Source organism: Ruegeria haliotis (genome assembly GCF_013377785.1).
In the GTDB taxonomy this organism is placed as follows: Bacteria; Pseudomonadota; Alphaproteobacteria; order Rhodobacterales; family Rhodobacteraceae; genus Ruegeria; species Ruegeria haliotis.
The window spans coordinates 20251-37169 of sequence record NZ_JABXWT010000007.1 but is presented as its reverse complement, the minus strand read 5'-3'; the positions used below and the strand labels follow the sequence as shown (position 1 = coordinate 37169).

The following is a 16919-nucleotide window of genomic DNA, read 5'->3' as shown; positions in this document are numbered from 1 at the left end:
CGAACTCCAACACATTCGAGGACTGACAATGCAATTCATGAAATCTCTCATCCCTGCCGCCGCGATTGCCGCGCTGCCGCAGATGGGCCTCGCGCAAGAGGCCGCCACCGGCGAGACCGCGCAGCACACCCAATACATCCTGACTTCGCTGCTGTTCCTGATGGGCGGCTTTCTGGTGTTCTGGATGGCTGCAGGCTTTGCCATGCTCGAGGCCGGTCTGGTGCGCTCCAAGAACGTCGCCATGCAACTGGTCAAGAACATGGGCCTGTTTTCCTTTGCAGCCATTATGTATTGGCTGGTTGGCTTCAACCTGATGTACCCAGGCGACGGCTGGACCATCACTGGCATCCTTGGCGCCTTCTCGCCCACATCGCTTGAGCCGGTTGGCCTAGCGGACACCGAAACGGCGCTGGGTTACGCCTCGGTCGGGTCTGACTTCTTCTTCCAACTGATGTTCTGCGCCACCACCGCCTCGATTGTTTCAGGCACCATGGCCGAGCGCGTCAAACTATGGCCCTTCTTCGCCTTCGTGATTGTCCTGACCGGGATCATCTACCCGATCGAGGCCTCCTGGCAGTGGGGCGGCGGCTGGTTGTCCCAGATCGGCTTTAGCGACTTCGCAGGCTCGACGCTGGTGCATGCGGCCGGTGGGTTTGCAGCGCTGGCAGGTGCCATTGTACTGGGCCCACGTATCGGCAAGTACAACAAGGACGGCAAGGTTATTCCGATCCCTGGTTCGAACCTGGCACTGGCCACTTTGGGTACGTTCATCCTGTGGCTGGGTTGGTTCGGCTTCAACGGCGGCTCGCAACTGGCCATGGGCACCATTGGTGACATGGCCGACATCAGCCGCATCTTTGCCAACACCAACATGGCCGCTGCAGCCGGTGCTGTTGCCGTGCTGATCCTGACGCAGCTGATGTATGGCAAAGTCGACCTGACCATGGTTCTGAACGGCGCCTTGGCCGGTCTGGTGTCGATTACGGCAGAACCGCTGGCCCCCTCCTTGTTTGAAGCTCTGATCATCGGCGCCATCGGTGGTGTGATCGTGGTCTTCGCCGTGCCGATGCTGGATCGCATGAGGATCGACGACGTCGTCGGTGCCATCCCGGTTCACCTGATCGCGGGTTTCTGGGGCACATTCATCGTTGCATGGACCAATGATGGCGCGTCTTTCGTGACCCAGATCATCGGGTTCGCAGCCATCGGTATCTTCGTCTTCGTGGTCAGCTTTATTCTCTTCTCGCTCCTCAAGGCCACCGTGGGCCTGCGGGTTGGCGAAGAAGAAGAGATCAACGGCCTTGATATGGGCGAGCTCGGTATGGAAGCCTATCCGGAATTCTCCAAAGGCTAAAAACCGGGTTCAGAAACAAGAAAGCCCGGGCGGTCGCGCCCGGGTATTCGTTCTTTGTTTTGAAGATGCGCCTAGACGCCGGCGTCCACAATCGCCTGCGCCAAAATCGGCACGGTGGTCGCGTTCAGACCCGCGATATTCAGGCGGCTGTCGCCAACCATGTAGATGCCGTGATCGACCCGCAGTTTCTCGACCAGCTCTGGGGCTGCCCCCAAACGTGAGAACATACCGCGATGCTGCGCGACGAAACCGAATCGGTCGGATCCACTCAGGCGTTGCAGATCGTCAGCCAGTTGCTGACGCAGGCCCAACATGGACAGGCGCACCTCTTCCAGCTCGGCGGCCCAGTCGGCGCGCAGAGCCTCGTCCTGAAGGATCGTCGTCACCACGCGTGCGCCATGATCTGGCGGAAAGGAATAATTCTGGCGGTTCAGAAAGGCCAAAGTCGATTGGTTCAGAGCCGTTTGCGCAGCGTCATCGCTGATGGCCATCAACAGGCCCGTGCGCTCACGATAGACACCAAAGTTCTTCGAGCACGACCCCGCGATCAGGCATCGTTTGACGGACGAAGCCACCAGACGCGCGGCCTGCGCGTCTTCCTCCAGCCCCTCGCCAAAGCCCTGATAAGCAATGTCGATCATGGCCACCAGGCCGCGCTCGTTGATCAGATTTACGACTTCCTGCCACTGCACCATGTTCAGGTTGGCACCGGTCGGGTTGTGACAGCAGCCATGCAGCAGCACCACGTCGCCTGCTTTCGCGGTCTTGAGATCTTCGATCATCCCGTCAAAATCGACACCGCGCGTTTCGCCATCAAAATAGCGGTATTGGACTGTTTCGATCCCCAAATAATTCAAGATTGACAGGTGGTTTGGCCATGTCGGGTTCGAAACGAACACACGCGCCGACGGGTTGGCCATGCGAACCATTTCGAATGCCTGACGGCAGGCACCTGTGCCACCCGGAGTGGCCACGGCGGCGATGTTACCGCGCGGAACCGACGCGCCGAGGATCAGGCCGATCATCGCATCCGCATAGGCCGGATCACCCGCCAGACCGGTATAAGCCTTGGTTTCCTGGTCTTCCCAGATACGCTGCTCGGCGGCCTTGACTGCGCGCATGACCGGCGTAATGCCTTCTGCGTTTTTGTACACGCCAACGCCCAGATCGATCTTCTGATCGCGAGGGTCTTCGCGATACATTTGCATCAGCGCCAGAATCTTGTCAGCGGGCTGCGGTTTCAGGTGTTCGAACATCAGTTCTCTCCGGTTGCGACGGGCAGGGTCGGGAAGGCACCCCATTCAGCCCAGGAGCCGTCATAAAGCGAGTGGTCTTTCTTGCCGATGCGCTCCAACGCAAGGCTGAGGATCGCAGCGGTCACGCCCGAGCCACACGAGGTGATCGCCGGTTTCGACAGATCGACGCCAGCAGCCTCAAACACAGCGCGACAGTCTTCGGGCGACTTCATCGTGTTGTTCTTGTTCAGCAACGTACCAAAGGGCACATTGCGCGATCCCGGGATATGACCCGAGCGCAGCCCCGCACGCGGTTCTGTTTCTTTACCGGCAAACCGGCCAGCAGCCCGGGCGTCGATGATCTCATGATCTGCAAGTTTGGCCGCAGCGGAAACTTGCGTAACATCTCGAACCAGATGGTTTTGGACGCAAACGGTCATGTGACGGTCACGGATGACCGGGGGCAGATCCTCGATCTCGCGCCCTTCGGCCTGCCATTTGGGCAAGCCGCCATCCAGAACCGCGATGTTTTCCTGCCCCATCAGGCGGAACATCCACCAGACGCGGGCGGCCGACATCAACCCGGCACCGTCGTAGACCACAACCTGATGCCCGTCGCCCACGCCCATGGCCCGCAGACGTGACATGAACTTTTCGACGGGTGGCGCCATATGTGGCAATTCGGAACGGTGATCAGAGATGTCGTCGATATCGAAGAACCGCGCGCCCGGAATGTGGCCCGCGTCGTACTCGGCCCGGGCATCACGCTGCTGCTGCGGCAGATACCATGACCCGTCAAGAATCCGCAAATCCGGATCTTTCATATGATCGGCCAGCCACTCGGTAGACACCAGGGTTTTCGGATCGTCCAGCATCAATGCCTCCCCTTTATGCGCAGGAAATTCCCTATACTTGGCCGGATGCGTATTCAAGGCTGGATAGCAATGTTAACGTTCTCAATCGGTACGGCGCAGCCTGAAATGCTGAATAATCCCAACAAAGCTGATCGCGATCCAGAAGCTTTCGATCAGCATCGATGCCAGATTGAAATTCTGCAGCAGCGAATAGACGATCAGAACCGACCCCAGCAGGTTGATCAATGGAAAGGCCAGATCCTCGGAATTCATCATACGCACCTGCGTGGCAAAATAGGCCGAAACCACTATCAACGCGCCAAAAGATCCGATGGCGTCCGCCAGAGTCAGAGTTTCAAGAAAGGCTGCCATAAATCGACCTCGTCCAAATTCAGTGGTGAATAATCCGGTTCAATCCACCGGCAGCAACGCAGCTTGCTGCGCGTAATGGTGCATGTTGAGAAAGACTGCCCCGACTTCCCCTGCACGATACCCATGCGGCAGATCAGCGGCAAAACGCAGGCCCTGCCCCGCCTGCAACGGCACCCATTCATCATCACGCAACACGTCCAGATTACCCTCGAGCACAAAGACCTCTTCGGTCACTCCGGCGGCATGGGCGGGGGATTCATGACATTGGCTCGCCATCAGAGCCACATGAAAAGTCTCCGCCCCCAGCACCGGATCGAAGGGGAATACGATCTTGACCTCAAGGCTGCCGGGAAACGTCACCGTGCGAAAGACACCCGCATCCGAGGAATCACGCAGGCCCGATGTCCCGATCAAAGCGCTTAGCGGCAGCTGGAACCCTTTGGCGATCTTCCACAGCGTCGCAATGGTTGGGCTTGATTCGCCCCGCTCGATCTGGCCCAGCATAGCTTTGCTGACGCCAGTCAGGTCCGCCGCTTTCGACAGGCTCAGCCCCGAAGCCGCCCGCACATCCCTCAGTTTCAGCGTGATTTCGCCCGATTCCATTCCAACGCCCTGTGATTCCTCTTGTACGTTATAACGCACATGTGGTACGTGCGCTATAACATACGCACCCAAATAACGCAGGTAGGGCAAAAGGGAAACAGCATCATGCCAATGTACCGATCCAGAACCTCCACCCATGGCCGCAACATGGCCGGTGCTCGTGGCCTGTGGCGCGCCACCGGTATGGGTGACGATGATTTCGGCAAACCGATCATCGCCATCGTCAACTCATTCACTCAATTCGTACCGGGTCATGTCCACCTGAAAGATCTGGGCCAGATGGTCGCGCGCGAGGTCGAGGCCGCTGGCGGCGTTGCCAAAGAGTTCAACACCATCGCGGTGGATGACGGCATCGCCATGGGCCATGACGGTATGCTGTATTCGCTGCCCTCGCGTGAGGTGATTGCGGATTCGGTTGAATACATGGTCAACGCGCATTGTGCTGATGCGATGGTCTGCATCTCGAACTGCGACAAGATCACGCCCGGTATGCTGATGGCTGCCATGCGCCTGAACATCCCAGCGATCTTTGTCTCGGGCGGGCCGATGGAGGCCGGCAAGATCGACATCGCCGACCTGGATGCCAAAAAGATCGATCTGGTCGACGCCATGGTGGCCGCCGCTGACGACAAATTCACCGACGAACAGGTCCAGCACATCGAGGAAAACGCCTGTCCTACCTGTGGGTCGTGCTCGGGTATGTTTACCGCCAACTCGATGAACTGTCTGGCCGAGGCGCTGGGTCTGGCTCTGCCGGGCAACGGCTCGACACTGGCCACGCACGCCGACCGCAAAGAGCTGTTTCTTGAGGCCGGACGCCGGATCGTCGAAATCACCAAGCGCCACTATGATCTGGACGAGAAGGGTTTCCTGCCGCGGGAAATCGCCTCGTTCGACGCATTCGAAAACGCCATGAGCCTTGATATTGCAATGGGCGGGTCAACCAACACGGTTTTGCACCTGCTAGCCATCGCATATGAAGGCGAGGTCGATTTCACCATGACCGACATGGACCGCCTCAGCCGCCAAGTGCCCTGCTTGTGTAAGGTCGCGCCAAATACAGAAAACGTGCATATGGAAGACGTCCACCGCGCCGGCGGTATCTTCTCGATCCTGGGGGAACTGAGCCGGGCCGGGTTGCTCCACACCGATTGTAGCACTGTCCACTCGGGCACCATGGGCGAAGCGATTGCAAATTGGGACATCAAGGTCGCGAACAATCCCAAAGCCCAGGACCTGTTCAAAGCCGCACCGGGTGGTGTGCGGACGACACAGGCGTTCAGCCAGTCGAATCGGTTCAAAGAACTGGATACTGACCGCGAAGGTGGCGTGATCCGCTCGAAAGAGCATGCGTTCAGTCAGGATGGCGGCCTTGCAGTTCTGTTCGGCAACATCGCGCGCGATGGCTGCATCGTGAAAACCGCCGGTGTTGACGATAACATTCTGAAATTCACCGGTTCGGCCTATGTCTGCGAAAGCCAGGATCAGGCGGTCAGCGATATCCTGACCGGCAAGGTCAAAGAAGGCGATGTGGTGGTCATCCGCTACGAAGGTCCACGCGGCGGGCCGGGGATGCAGGAAATGCTCTACCCGACCTCGTACCTGAAATCCAAAGGGTTGGGCAAAGCCTGCGCATTGCTGACCGATGGGCGCTTCTCGGGCGGCACCTCGGGTCTGTCAATCGGGCATGTCTCGCCCGAAGCGGCCGAAGGTGGCGTGATCGGATTGGTGCAAAAGGGTGACAAGATCGAGATCGACATCCCCAATCGCACGATCCATCTGGCGGTCTCCGATGAAGAACTGGCCACCCGCCGCAAAGCGCAAGATGAAAAGGGGTGGGAACCTGCCGCACCCCGCAAGCGCAAAGTGTCCACGGCGCTCAAAGCCTATGCCAAACTGGCAACCAGCGCAGCAAAAGGCGCCGTACGGCAGCTTTGATCCAACCAGACCAGCCCATTATCAACATGGGCTGGTTTCACAAGCAGCCAAAACCAGATACTCCCGTGCTCGAAACGCGCCATCGGCTTTGCCGATAACACGATCAGCTTTGGGCCCGGCGCCGCGCAAAGCGCGGCGCCGGGCCCAACCAGAGGAGATGTCTCGTCAGAGACATTGACGATGGGCGGGAGGACTTGTTCTGCTGATCAATCGCCCAGTTTGGCGTGGACTTCATCCAGATCGATTTCACCAACAGGCAACTTGTTGGCCGGGTTTTCGAAATCGTATTTGAACAGCTCGAAATCCGGTTTGTAGATCTCGTAAACAAGATGCATCGACAGATCGTCGAAATAGTCCTCGACCGGATGCACACGCTTTGGTCCGTGGCCTTCGGATTCATTGAATCGCGGAATTTCTGACAGGGCCACCGGATGCGCCGTGTCGGTGCGATCCAGAACATCCTGCATCCCGTCGTTGAACTTTTCTGTCCAGAAAATCCTGTCGTAGCGGCCACCGTTGACGATGAAGGTCGACACATGCCCCGACATGGCAGACCAGTGAATATCCGGGTCCATCGGACGCCGCCACCGAATCGTATCGCGGGCAAACAACAGAAACCGACGGAAACTGGCAATCTGGTCGAATTCGCCTTTGCCATCGTCACCGCCGACTTCAATGCCGTAATTATAGATCAGAGAGGGCACCAAATTGCCCCGGTATCGCTTACCGTTGCGCTGGATGCCGCATATCTTGTCAAAAAACGAACTTAGAATCCGCGTGTAGGGATTGCGTACGCAGGTAAAGGAAAACGAGTCGTGATTGCGTACGTTGGAAGAAATCAGATTCTGGCTCTGATCAAACGCCCATTTGTGCATCCCGTCCTTGGCATCGTGAATATCGCCATCAAAAAACCGACCGTGATCGGAATAAAACATGATCTGTCCGATGGTTGAGCACGCACACTTGGGCACCACACGGTAAACCATGCTTTCGCTCTCGGTCATCCAGGTGCCGGGAAAACCCATCTGCTGTGCCTCCTCTACTGGTCACGTCTCACATTGATGCGCCAGGTTTTGTAACCAAAGAACCAAAAATATTCTGTTTATTCAATCGTTCATCCCCAGTATCACGGTTGGAAACGGGCAGAAACGGAAATTGCGAAAACCACATGGCAAAGATTGCCTATATATTGCTGTGCCACAAAGACCCCGATGCGATTATCTCACAGGCGGAGCAACTGACCGCTGCCGGGGATTGTATGGCGATCCATTTCGACGCCCGCGCCAATGCGCCGGACTACGTCCGTATCCGCAGCGCTCTGAAAGACAACCCGAATGTCACGTTTGCCGCAAAACGGATCAAATGTGGTTGGGGGGAATGGTCGCTGGTGCAGGCCACTCTGAACGCCCTGCAGGCTGCAGTGGCTGCTTTTCCCCGAGCCACACATTTCTACATGTTGTCGGGCGACTGCATGGCGATCAAGACCGCGGAATACACGCATCGTTTTCTGGACGAGAACGACAAGGATTTCATCGAGTGTCACGACTTCTTTGAAAGCAACTGGATCAAGACCGGCATGAAAGAGGACCGGCTGATCTACCGCCACTATTTCAACGAACGAACGCAAGCCAGGCGGTTTTATACCTCGTATGAGCTGCAAAAGCGATTTGGTCTGACGCGGGACATCCCCGAAGACCTTCAGGTCATGATTGGCAGCCAATGGTGGTGTCTGCGCCGTAGGACGATCGAAATGATCCTTGATCTCTTGCGCCAGCGCCGCGATGTGATCCAGTTCTTTTCAACCACCTGGATTCCCGACGAGACCTTCTTTCAGACCCTCGTCCGCCACCTGATCCCAAAGACTGAAATCGAAAACCGCACGCCGACATTCCTGATGTTTTCCGACTATGGCATGCCGGTTACCTTCTACAATGATCACTACGACATGCTGTTGGGGCAGGATTATCTGTTCGCCCGTAAAATCAGCCCCAGCGCCCATGACCTCAAAGAGCGGCTGGGGGTCTTATACGCCAGCGAAGGAGTCGACTTTCCGATCTCGGGTGAGGGGCGCAGCCTGCATGCGTTTCTAACTGGACGTGGACGTGTTGGCCGCCGGTTCACACAGCGTTTCTGGGAGGCCGGAAATACGCTGGGCCCCGAGCGTGAGCTGTTTTTGATTGTCTGCAAGAAATGGCACGTCGCCAAAAGGCTGGTCGATCAGATCGCCTTGGAAACCGATATTCCGTGCGTCGAGTATCTGTTCAATGAGCAGGAGACACCACTACCCGATCTGGGCGGTATCGAGACCACCTTAACCAAGCGGTCCCGTCACAGGCGCTCGGTTGTGCGGATGCTGTTTGAGTATTTCGGAAAGGACAGGTTGGTCCTGTGTCTGGACCCGGCCAATCTGGATGTCATTGAAGATTTCTGCGGCGACACGGCCAAAACCCGTGTGCTGGAAATCGAATGTGAGTATTCAGACGACTATCTTATCGGTCATGCACGTAGGGTCGGACTGGCGGGTGAGAACAGTCCGTCAGAAACCGTTGCGCGCCTGCTGCCCCCCATCCGCAACGATCTGGCACACGAATCCGAACTGATACGCGGCGCCGGGATTGATGGCTATCAGCGTATTCGGGAAGCAGCAGATCGCGCTGAGAACGAGGCCGCAATAACCGAATTTCTTGGGGTGGATGCAGACAAGGCCCAAGCGGTGATGCGGCTGGACTACCTGTTCTCGGATTGAGAACCCGGCAACCCGCTCAGGGGCTGCCGGGTCATGTGTTCAGATATCGAATTTGACGCCCTGCGCCAGCGGCAGTTCGGCCGAGTAGTTCACCGTGTTCGTCTGACGACGCATATAGGCTTTCCAGGCGTCCGACCCGCTTTCACGTCCACCACCGGTTTCCTTTTCGCCACCAAACGCGCCACCGATTTCGGCACCTGAAGGACCGATATTGACGTTGGCAATGCCGCAATCCGATCCGGCTGCTGTCAGGAACTGTTCGGCCTCGCGCATGTTTAGCGTGAACACGCAGGATGACAGGCCTTGCGGCACATCATTCTGTATCTCCAGCGCCTGATCGAAGGCGTCATAACCCATGACATATAGGATCGGCGCGAAGGTTTCCGTCTTAACAGTCGCCGTCTGCCCCGGCATTTCAACAATCGCCGGCTCCATGTAAACACCCGCAGGAACACCCTCGGTCACGCGTTTGCCGCCGAATACGGTTCCGCCTTCAGCTTCGGCAGCTTTCAATGCAGCTGTCATCGCCGCACCCGACGCTTCATCGACCAGCGGGCCAATCAGGGTACCTTCGGCCAGCGGATCACCAATTGGCAAACCGGCATAAGCCTTTTTCAGACGCGTCACCAATTCGCCCTTGATCGAATTATGCACGATCAAACGGCGCAATGTGGTACAGCGCTGACCAGCCGTGCCCACGGCCGAGAACACGATGGCGCGCACGGCCATCTCCAGATCGGCCGAGGGGCCCACGATCATTGCATTGTTGCCGCCCAGTTCCAGGATGCATTTGCCGAACCGCTGCGCCACGACGGGGGCGACCGCGCGACCCATACGGGTTGATCCAGTGGCCGAAATGATCGGAACGTCTTCGCTGGCCACAAGCGCCTCGCCCAGCGCGGCGCCACCGATTAAGGTCTGCAACAACCCGTCAGGCGCATCGCCGAACCGAGCCAGCGCCCGTTCAAATATCTTCTGACATGCCATCGCCGTCAGCGGTGTTTTCTCGGACGGTTTCCAAATCACCGGATCGCCACAAACCAGTGCAATCGCAGTGTTCCAGGACCAGACCGCCACCGGGAAGTTGAAAGCCGAGATCACACCAACCGGACCCGCCGGGTGCCATGTCTCCATCATCCGGTGACCGGGACGCTCGGACGCGATGGTCAAGCCGTACAGCTGACGCGACAGGCCCACGGCGAAATCGCAGATATCGATCATCTCCTGTACTTCGCCAAGACCCTCAGAGGTGATCTTTCCGGCCTCCCAACTGACCAGCGCGCCCAGATCATCCTTAGCAGCGCGCAACTCTTCACCCAGCAGGCGGATCAACTCTCCCCGGTGTGGTGCCGGAACAACGCGCCACGCTTTGAAGGCCGACTTGGCACGGGAAAAGATGGCATCCATTTCCGAGGCGGGGGTTTCATGTACTTCCGCCAGCAGGCTGCCATCGATGGGCGAGGTTACATGCAAGGTACCGCCGGTTAGCTCTGCCACCGTCAGGTCCAGATTCGCAAGTGTGGTTTTTGCAGTCATCACAACGTCTTTCATATCTCAGGCCGCCTTGTTTTGAGGGGTCACATCACCGGAGCGATACAACCGGCCAAATTCAGTGCTCAGAAAATCGGCAAGCTTCACCTGCTCTTGCCGGACAAATCCTTTTGAGGGCAGCACGCCGGTACGCACCAGATCGACGACGCCCAGTACACCTGCGGCGGTGGTGACCTGAATGGCGCTCCAGACCTGTCCGTTGATCTCGCGCGCGAAGGACTTGTTGATCAGGGATTTTTCACGCAGGGCGCCGTCGATCATGCCCTTAGCGGTACAGTAGACCAGCACGACATCCTGATCGGTGCGGGGCAAAGCAGCCTCGAAAATCTCCTTCAGCAGATCGCGGCGGCGTTCCAGCCCCAGATCTTTGAGAAGCAGTTTCAGAATGTCGCAATGACCCGGATAACGGATCGAGCGGTAGGACACCGCACGCGCCTTGCCTTCAAGTGTTTCCGGTAACGTACCCAGCCCACCCGAGGTGTTGAAGCATTCGTATTCCACACCGTCATGGCCCAGAACCTCGTAATCTTCCAGCGGCGCGGTCTTGACCAGTTTGCCGTTCACGATGGCATCGCACGGATTGCAGTATTCATTGATTAGCCCGTCGGTCGACCAAGTCAGATTGTATTTCAACGCGTTCGTCGGATAGAGCGGCAGCGCCCCAACCCGCATATGCAGGCTGTCGATCTCATCAAATTCCGCCGCCAGTGCCGCGCCTGCAATCCCGACAAAACCCGGCGCAAGCCCACATTGCGGCATGAAGGCCGTGTCACTGTCTTGGGCCAAATCGCGCACGGCATTTGTTGCGGCCACATCCTCGGTCAGATCAAAATAATGCGCGCCCGCCTCTTTGGCGGCCTCGGCGATGGTTGGCGTCAAATAGAACGGGGCCGCCGAGATCACTGCGTCAAATCCGTTCAAACCATTCGCCAGCCCATCCGCGTCTTTCGCATCAATCTGCTTCGTGGCCAGACCCATCTTGGCGATTTCGCCCAGGGCTTTGAGGTCATGATCGGCCACCGTCACGCTGTAATTTGGTGACCCTCTGAGCAGAGCGGCAATCATCTGCCCGATCTTGCCCGCTCCGATAACGCATACATTCCAGGACATTGCACGCCTCCTTAATTTTAATGTCTCTTTCAGAATGGCGCAGCATGCGTTCATTTCGCAGGGTCAATCTTGACGAAATCGCCCATTATTCCGTCATTATGACGGCCTTATGGGAAAAACGCCGATGGCTTTGGAAGGACAGGCCATCGGACCGAACAAATTCAGGCATATCAACAGCATCAGTGATTTTTGTTCCGAAGTAAGATACAGTGCGGACAACTGGGCCTATTTGTTCGCGCTAATTTCAGTGCCGATCTGGCCCGGCCAACGCAAGGCACAACGACGGACAGGTCGGTATTGCAGTTCGACCCAAAAAAGTCCGCGCCTTTATTTCAATACTCTGCGGTGGCTGATTGATAAAATTTACGACGTACTTCAGGGGGGAAATCAGTCGTGACTAAGGAACAATTTACGGATCAGAATACCTTCATCCCAACAGATCAAGACTGGAGCCGGATCCTGGCCGTATTGCCTGGTGAAACGGTATCTGCCGACCCAGCGGCATTCAGGCCGCATTTCGAGTTCATCGAGGTGATCAAAGACACGGTTCTGCCAGCGAACGGCATGTATGTCGTACTGCGCGGAGTCGTACAGCTGCGCCAGAATGGCGATCCTTTGGCCAGCGCAGATGTCGGAGATTACTTCTACGAAGAACATCTGCAAATTCACGATATTCCCGTCAGCCTTGAGGCACTGGCCCTGACGGGCACACGGCTGGCCTATTTGTCCAGCAAACAATGGCTTGATATCCCGGGTGAGATCCGAAAGCCGTGTTTCGCCACGCTGTTTGGGGACCTTGTCAGCGTCCACCTGCAAAACTTTCAACAACCGATCAATTGCTGCAGCGTGACAGCCGCTGCGCTCAGCATGTCGGCGCTGGGTTTCAGTTGCGAAGTGAATGACATTTTCCGCGAATGCGCCTTGCCCACGTCATTTGTTGTGAATGACGGCATTTCCTTGGGTGAACTGTACGACGTGGCATGTACCTTCATCCATACGCAGGGTTTGCGGGATCGGGTGCAGGTTCAGGCCTATTTCATGGATGAGGCCACGACCTCGGTTCCGCTGCTGCTGGATGCGATCGACGAATCCAACCGGCTGGGCGGCGACAACGACATTCTGGTGGCGAATTTTCAGGTCGGCGTTGCGCACGGCAAGCCGACCATGCCGGGCGGTCACTTTGCCATAATTGCCAAATGCAATCCCAGCACCGGGCTGGTGCACATGATGGATGTTCACCCCGAGAAATACGGCAAGCTTTGGGTCACAACGATCGACCGGCTCTGGGCCGGAATGTCAGACCGGGACGGCACCTCGATGCGGTCACGGGGCATCCTGCGGTTCTCGGCCCGTGAAGCGGTCAAAACCCACCTGCAAATTCTGAAACAGGACTGCAATTACGTCGACAGCACGCTTTACCTAGCGAAAGACCCCAAGAAGCGGCGCAACCTGTTCCGCCGCGCAAGCCCGAACATGAATTCTCTGGGTGTGTTGGCCGAAAGTCTGGCGATATTGGGTGACAATCAGGTGGACGAAGACAAGCTGCTGATTGCGACGCAGACCTCGTATACCGAAGCTCTGAGCAGGGTGTCGACGGCAAAAGAAATGCACGTGTTGGCGCAGCAATATCTAAGCAGAGCGACCGACGTGAACCTGGGCAGTGCATTCCGCAGTTTTGACGAGCGGCCGGATAAGGACGATCAGGCCCCCGAAGACTGGTTCCGGGCGCAACTGCACAGCCTGAACGATCACGAGGGTCGTCACCTGATGATCAATATCGATTTCAACCGTGTTCTCGGGTTCGAGGTCATCCGCTCGCCCGAAAAAGTCTTCCGCGAAACGGCTCTGCTCGAGGAGTTCTGGTGTCTGTGCATCGCCTATGACGAGGCCACCGATCTTGTGACGGTGGTAGACATGAGCCCCGCAACTTCGCAGGTCTGGCAAGCACCACGCGGCCATATCTTCCGCGGTTTGCGCGACCTCAAGAACCCGGCCATGCTGGTGCTGGAAGAGGTCGAAGTGCCCGAAGATCCAAGCGACGTCAGCCGCATCGTCGAAAACACCCCGATTGTACTGTTTTACGAGGACGAAGACCCCTGGTCCTATATGCTCAAGAGCATTCTGGCCAATATCGGCGTGACAGATATCAAACTGATCGATGTTGCGGGCCATGGCGCCAACGTTATGAAGATGCGGCGGCAGCTGGTGACGCTGTCTGGCAAAGAGACCGTTCCATATCTGTTTTTCCAGGGCAAATGTCTGGGGAATCGCAAGGATATTGTGGACATGGTTTTGGAAGGCCGCTTGCAACAACGGATTCACGAGGCCGGCCTGAAGGTTCTGCTGCGCCATGAATCCCCCAGTCTGGACAAGAATATTTTCGGATACCCCAAGGGTGGTTTGACCGAGGTCGGGGGCGGCAAACGCAATGTGCTGCTGTGTGCCTGCGGCTCGTCCGCAGCGGACAAGATCCCAGAGCTGGTCGAGCGCATCACGAATGCCGGCCACAATGTGAAACTGATCCCATCCGTGTCTGCGGAAAAGTTCTTTAGGGATTTCGGGGCTGAACGGATCGAGGCGAATATCACGCATAACGACTATTACCGTGACGATGACGAATGGAACTTTCGCTACATCGAATTCGGGATGCCGCTGCGGGCGTCGCATCTGGCCCTGTGTGACTGGGCGGATTGCGTCATTGTCGCGCCGATCACCTGCAACACGATGGGCAAGGTCGCCAATGGCATCGCCGACAACCTACTGACCTCGGTCTTTGTTGCCTGGCAGTATCAGAAAAAGCCCGTGATCCTTTGCCCGGCCTGCAACACCAACATGTGGAACAACATCACGACCCAGAATAATGTCGAAAAGCTGAGAACACTTGGCGCCGATCTTGTTGGCCCCAGAGAAGGACGCCTGTCCAATGGCAGGATGGGAATTGGCATGATGGCCACCCCGGACCAGATCATGGATGCGTTGGGCGAAGCCTTCGAAGAGCTGGACGACCAGAAACACCGCATCTGCAAATGGGCGCAAGAGGCAGCCGCCTCGGACAATTTTGCCGAGTGGCGGCGCGTCTTCCGGGCAATCGACGAAGAGGTCGTCGGCATCAACATTGTCGACGAAAACCACGGCGATTCCCTGCTACACTATGCGGCCGGGGGTGAGGGCGAACTGAACGAGGGCGGCATGGATCTGGGCAAACCGGACTATGAAGCCGCACAGGCGCTGATTGACCGAGGCATCGACGTCAACATCCTCAATGATCACGGATTTACGGCGCTGCATGTGGCAGTAATGAACGACGCGCCGAAAATGGTGCAAATCCTACTGGGTGCCAAGAACATCGATGCAACCTCGTGCATCCAGTTTGTTCAGAACATCGATATCTCGAAAGATATTCGTCAGATGCTGGACACATGGGCGCGCGATCACGATCTGGCTGTTTCTGAACCCGAACAAGGCCGGGATGAAACCTTTGTGGCCATGAACGAGCCGAGCTATCTGTACTTCACCTATGGCTCACTCAAACGTGGGTTCCCGAACCACGAGGCACACAGCAAGGTTCTGAACGATTTCGTCGGGTCCGCGCGGACGCGCCAGCCGATGCCTCTGATCGTTCCGAACGAGCCATTTTGCGACAATCCGAACTGCGACTACCTGCACCGAATGGCAACGCTGGTCGATCAACAGGGCATGGGAAAACCGGTCAGTGGCGAAGTCTACCGCGTGACGGAATCGGGTCTGCGTGAACTGGATAAGCTCGAAGGATACCACGGGCCCGGATCGTCCAAGAACGTCTACGTCAGAAAAAAGATCAACGTGGTCCTGAACGGGGTGATGAAGCCAGCATATGCCTATGTCATTGCCGATCCCACGACGTACATGGAGAACTGGCGAAATGGTACATCCCAAGTGATGGATGAATACACGCTGGACATGGCTACCGGCACCCTGAAAGAGGGGCGAGAGGCGACGACTTAGTCGCCGTCTGCGTGCGTCACTTCTAGCTGGGGTTTGGGCGGTTCCTTCAGGTAAAGATTGTAGGCCGTGATGGTCACCATGCACAGCAGGACAAAAGGCCAGAACGCAGCCTTGGGCAACAGGTTGTCCTTGTAGTGGATGATCCACAGCGAGGGCACCGCCTCGGATGCAAACAGGTAGGTGTTCACCGACACCCCCAGCAACAGGAAATACATCAGAAAAAAGAACGACTCCATGTAGATCACCGGCGATCCGGCGAACCCTTCGCGCAATTGCACATGTGCCAGCAGGATAACGAAAAACAGGACCGAGCAGGTGCCAATCACGCTTGAAGTGCTGAAGTCATGGCGCTCCACCAGACCCTCGCGCCGTGTGACGGTCATCACTGCACCAAACAGCAGCATCGTCACCACGATCAACGGAACCATGTGGACAATGAAGGCATTGGCGAAATTTCTTTTGATCACAAAATTATAGTGCAGCTCGGGCAGGTTGGTCTGAAATTCGTTCTGACCAATGCCCAACGTCGTATCCAGATCCGAAAGCCGATAGTCGAAATAGGTATTCTCGCGTTCCCACGTTCCCATCACGATCTCATTGTCGATACCAAATACATCGCTAGGGCCCGTCGCCGGATAAGCCGAGAAATCAGGGGTCAGGGCAACGTTGACGTCAAATTCTCCGGGCCAGAAGCGTATCCAGACGGTTTTGTGGTCGAACGGATAGCTGGTGTAATCGAACTTTTGCCGCAGAGTTTGCTCGAAATACCAACCGATCAACTCGCCATCGGGTTGCGACATACGATAGACCTCTTCGATCACGCCATTTCCGACATCTACGGCCTCGGGCAGGATAAAGCCGACCTCACCCTCAACCGGTTTGATCGCGTCGTGAACCCCGTCTTCGAAATGCTGCCAGATATAGCCGCTGACCTGAACGTTGCTGGCGCCGGTAAAGATGAAGGATTTGATGAATATACCGGTTCTGACCCGATACTCTGGCGCAGTGCCGATTTTGTCCAAATACGCATCGACCGAAGCCTGATCAGGCAATTGAGTAGGATCGCCTTCAAAGTGGTTCAGATCTATCCAAAGCTTGAGCAATAACCCGGCCAATCCAAGAGTCAGAAGGCCAGATATCAGCCAAACTTTCTTTTCTATGCTCATTCAACC

12 protein-coding genes are annotated in these 16919 nt (G+C 56.7%); 4 read left to right on the top strand and 8 right to left on the bottom strand.

Annotated elements, in window-relative coordinates; all coding sequences use genetic code 11:
* The first annotated feature begins 28 nt into the window (after nucleotides 1-28).
* Nucleotides 29-1354, top strand: a complete 1326-nt coding sequence (locus HW561_RS13340; RefSeq protein ID WP_176865545.1) for an ammonium transporter — start codon at nucleotides 29-31, stop codon at nucleotides 1352-1354.
* Nucleotides 1355-1425: 71 nt separating this feature from the next.
* Here HW561_RS13340 and HW561_RS13335 read toward each other — a convergent pair whose 3' ends face one another.
* From HW561_RS13335 to HW561_RS13320, 4 genes are all read right to left on the bottom strand, one after another.
* Nucleotides 1426-2610, bottom strand: a complete 1185-nt coding sequence (locus HW561_RS13335) for an amino acid aminotransferase (RefSeq protein WP_176865543.1) — start codon at nucleotides 2608-2610, stop codon at nucleotides 1426-1428.
* The gene (gene sseA, locus HW561_RS13330; RefSeq protein ID WP_176865541.1) at nucleotides 2610-3464 is read right to left on the bottom strand and encodes a 3-mercaptopyruvate sulfurtransferase; all 855 of its coding nucleotides are present in this window, start codon (nucleotides 3462-3464) and stop codon (nucleotides 2610-2612) included. The genes HW561_RS13335 and sseA overlap by 1 nt, the downstream gene beginning before the upstream one ends.
* 81 nt (nucleotides 3465-3545) lie before the next feature.
* The gene (locus HW561_RS13325) at nucleotides 3546-3815 is read right to left on the bottom strand and encodes a CBU_0592 family membrane protein (protein WP_176865539.1); all 270 of its coding nucleotides are present in this window, start codon (nucleotides 3813-3815) and stop codon (nucleotides 3546-3548) included.
* Nucleotides 3816-3854: 39 nt separating this feature from the next.
* Entirely contained in the window at nucleotides 3855-4418 is a 564-nt protein-coding gene (locus HW561_RS13320; protein ID WP_176865537.1) for a helix-turn-helix domain-containing protein, read from the bottom strand.
* Between the two features lie 105 nt (nucleotides 4419-4523).
* Here HW561_RS13320 and ilvD point away from each other — a divergent pair, with 105 nt between their 5' ends.
* The gene (ilvD, locus tag HW561_RS13315) at nucleotides 4524-6356 is read left to right on the top strand and encodes a dihydroxy-acid dehydratase (protein ID WP_176865535.1); all 1833 of its coding nucleotides are present in this window, start codon (nucleotides 4524-4526) and stop codon (nucleotides 6354-6356) included.
* A 206-nt stretch (nucleotides 6357-6562) separates the two neighbouring features.
* Here the strand turns inward: ilvD and HW561_RS13310 are convergent, their stop codons facing one another.
* Nucleotides 6563-7381 (bottom strand): sulfotransferase family protein, encoded by an 819-nt coding sequence (locus HW561_RS13310; RefSeq protein ID WP_176865533.1) that lies wholly within the window; start codon nucleotides 7379-7381, stop codon nucleotides 6563-6565.
* Nucleotides 7382-7524: 143 nt separating this feature from the next.
* Here HW561_RS13310 and HW561_RS13305 point away from each other — a divergent pair, with 143 nt between their 5' ends.
* Nucleotides 7525-9102, top strand: coding sequence for a DUF5928 domain-containing protein (locus HW561_RS13305; protein ID WP_176865531.1), 1578 nt, complete (start codon nucleotides 7525-7527; stop codon nucleotides 9100-9102).
* Between the two features lie 39 nt (nucleotides 9103-9141).
* On the opposite strand, the gene amaB is transcribed toward HW561_RS13305, so the two are convergent.
* Nucleotides 9142-10638, bottom strand: a complete 1497-nt coding sequence (gene amaB / locus HW561_RS13300) for an L-piperidine-6-carboxylate dehydrogenase (protein WP_408015388.1) — start codon at nucleotides 10636-10638, stop codon at nucleotides 9142-9144.
* A gap of 18 nt (nucleotides 10639-10656) precedes the next feature.
* Nucleotides 10657-11763, bottom strand: a complete 1107-nt coding sequence (locus HW561_RS13295) for a saccharopine dehydrogenase family protein (protein ID WP_176865527.1) — start codon at nucleotides 11761-11763, stop codon at nucleotides 10657-10659.
* Nucleotides 11764-12156: 393 nt separating this feature from the next.
* Here HW561_RS13295 and HW561_RS13290 point away from each other — a divergent pair, with 393 nt between their 5' ends.
* Nucleotides 12157-15747: a flavoprotein gene (locus tag HW561_RS13290; protein WP_176865525.1), complete on the top strand. Its 3591-nt coding sequence runs from the start codon at nucleotides 12157-12159 to the stop codon at nucleotides 15745-15747.
* On the opposite strand, the gene HW561_RS13285 is transcribed toward HW561_RS13290, so the two are convergent.
* On the bottom strand, nucleotides 15744-16913 hold the full coding sequence (locus tag HW561_RS13285; RefSeq protein ID WP_176865523.1) for a hypothetical protein: 1170 nt from the start codon (nucleotides 16911-16913) through the stop codon (nucleotides 15744-15746). The two genes, HW561_RS13290 and HW561_RS13285, sit on opposite strands and share 4 nt — an antisense overlap.
* Nucleotides 16914-16919: the final 6 nt, after the last annotated feature.

Excerpts from the sequence above, each read along its gene's own strand:
- HW561_RS13340 (WP_176865545.1), top strand. The coding sequence starts at position 29 with ATGCAATTCATGAAATCTCTCATCCCTGCCGCCGCGATTGCCGCGCTG.
- HW561_RS13335 (WP_176865543.1), bottom strand. The coding sequence starts at position 2,610 with ATGTTCGAACACCTGAAACCGCAGCCCGCTGACAAGATTCTGGCGCTG.
- sseA (WP_176865541.1), bottom strand. The coding sequence starts at position 3,464 with ATGCTGGACGATCCGAAAACCCTGGTGTCTACCGAGTGGCTGGCCGAT.
- HW561_RS13325 (WP_176865539.1), bottom strand. The coding sequence starts at position 3,815 with ATGGCAGCCTTTCTTGAAACTCTGACTCTGGCGGACGCCATCGGATCT.
- HW561_RS13320 (WP_176865537.1), bottom strand. The coding sequence starts at position 4,418 with ATGGAATCGGGCGAAATCACGCTGAAACTGAGGGATGTGCGGGCGGCT.
- ilvD (WP_176865535.1), top strand. The coding sequence starts at position 4,524 with ATGCCAATGTACCGATCCAGAACCTCCACCCATGGCCGCAACATGGCC.
- HW561_RS13310 (WP_176865533.1), bottom strand. The coding sequence starts at position 7,381 with ATGGGTTTTCCCGGCACCTGGATGACCGAGAGCGAAAGCATGGTTTAC.
- HW561_RS13305 (WP_176865531.1), top strand. The coding sequence starts at position 7,525 with ATGGCAAAGATTGCCTATATATTGCTGTGCCACAAAGACCCCGATGCG.
- amaB (WP_408015388.1), bottom strand. The coding sequence starts at position 10,638 with ATGACTGCAAAAACCACACTTGCGAATCTGGACCTGACGGTGGCAGAG.
- HW561_RS13295 (WP_176865527.1), bottom strand. The coding sequence starts at position 11,763 with ATGTCCTGGAATGTATGCGTTATCGGAGCGGGCAAGATCGGGCAGATG.
- HW561_RS13285 (WP_176865523.1), bottom strand. The coding sequence starts at position 16,913 with ATGAGCATAGAAAAGAAAGTTTGGCTGATATCTGGCCTTCTGACTCTT.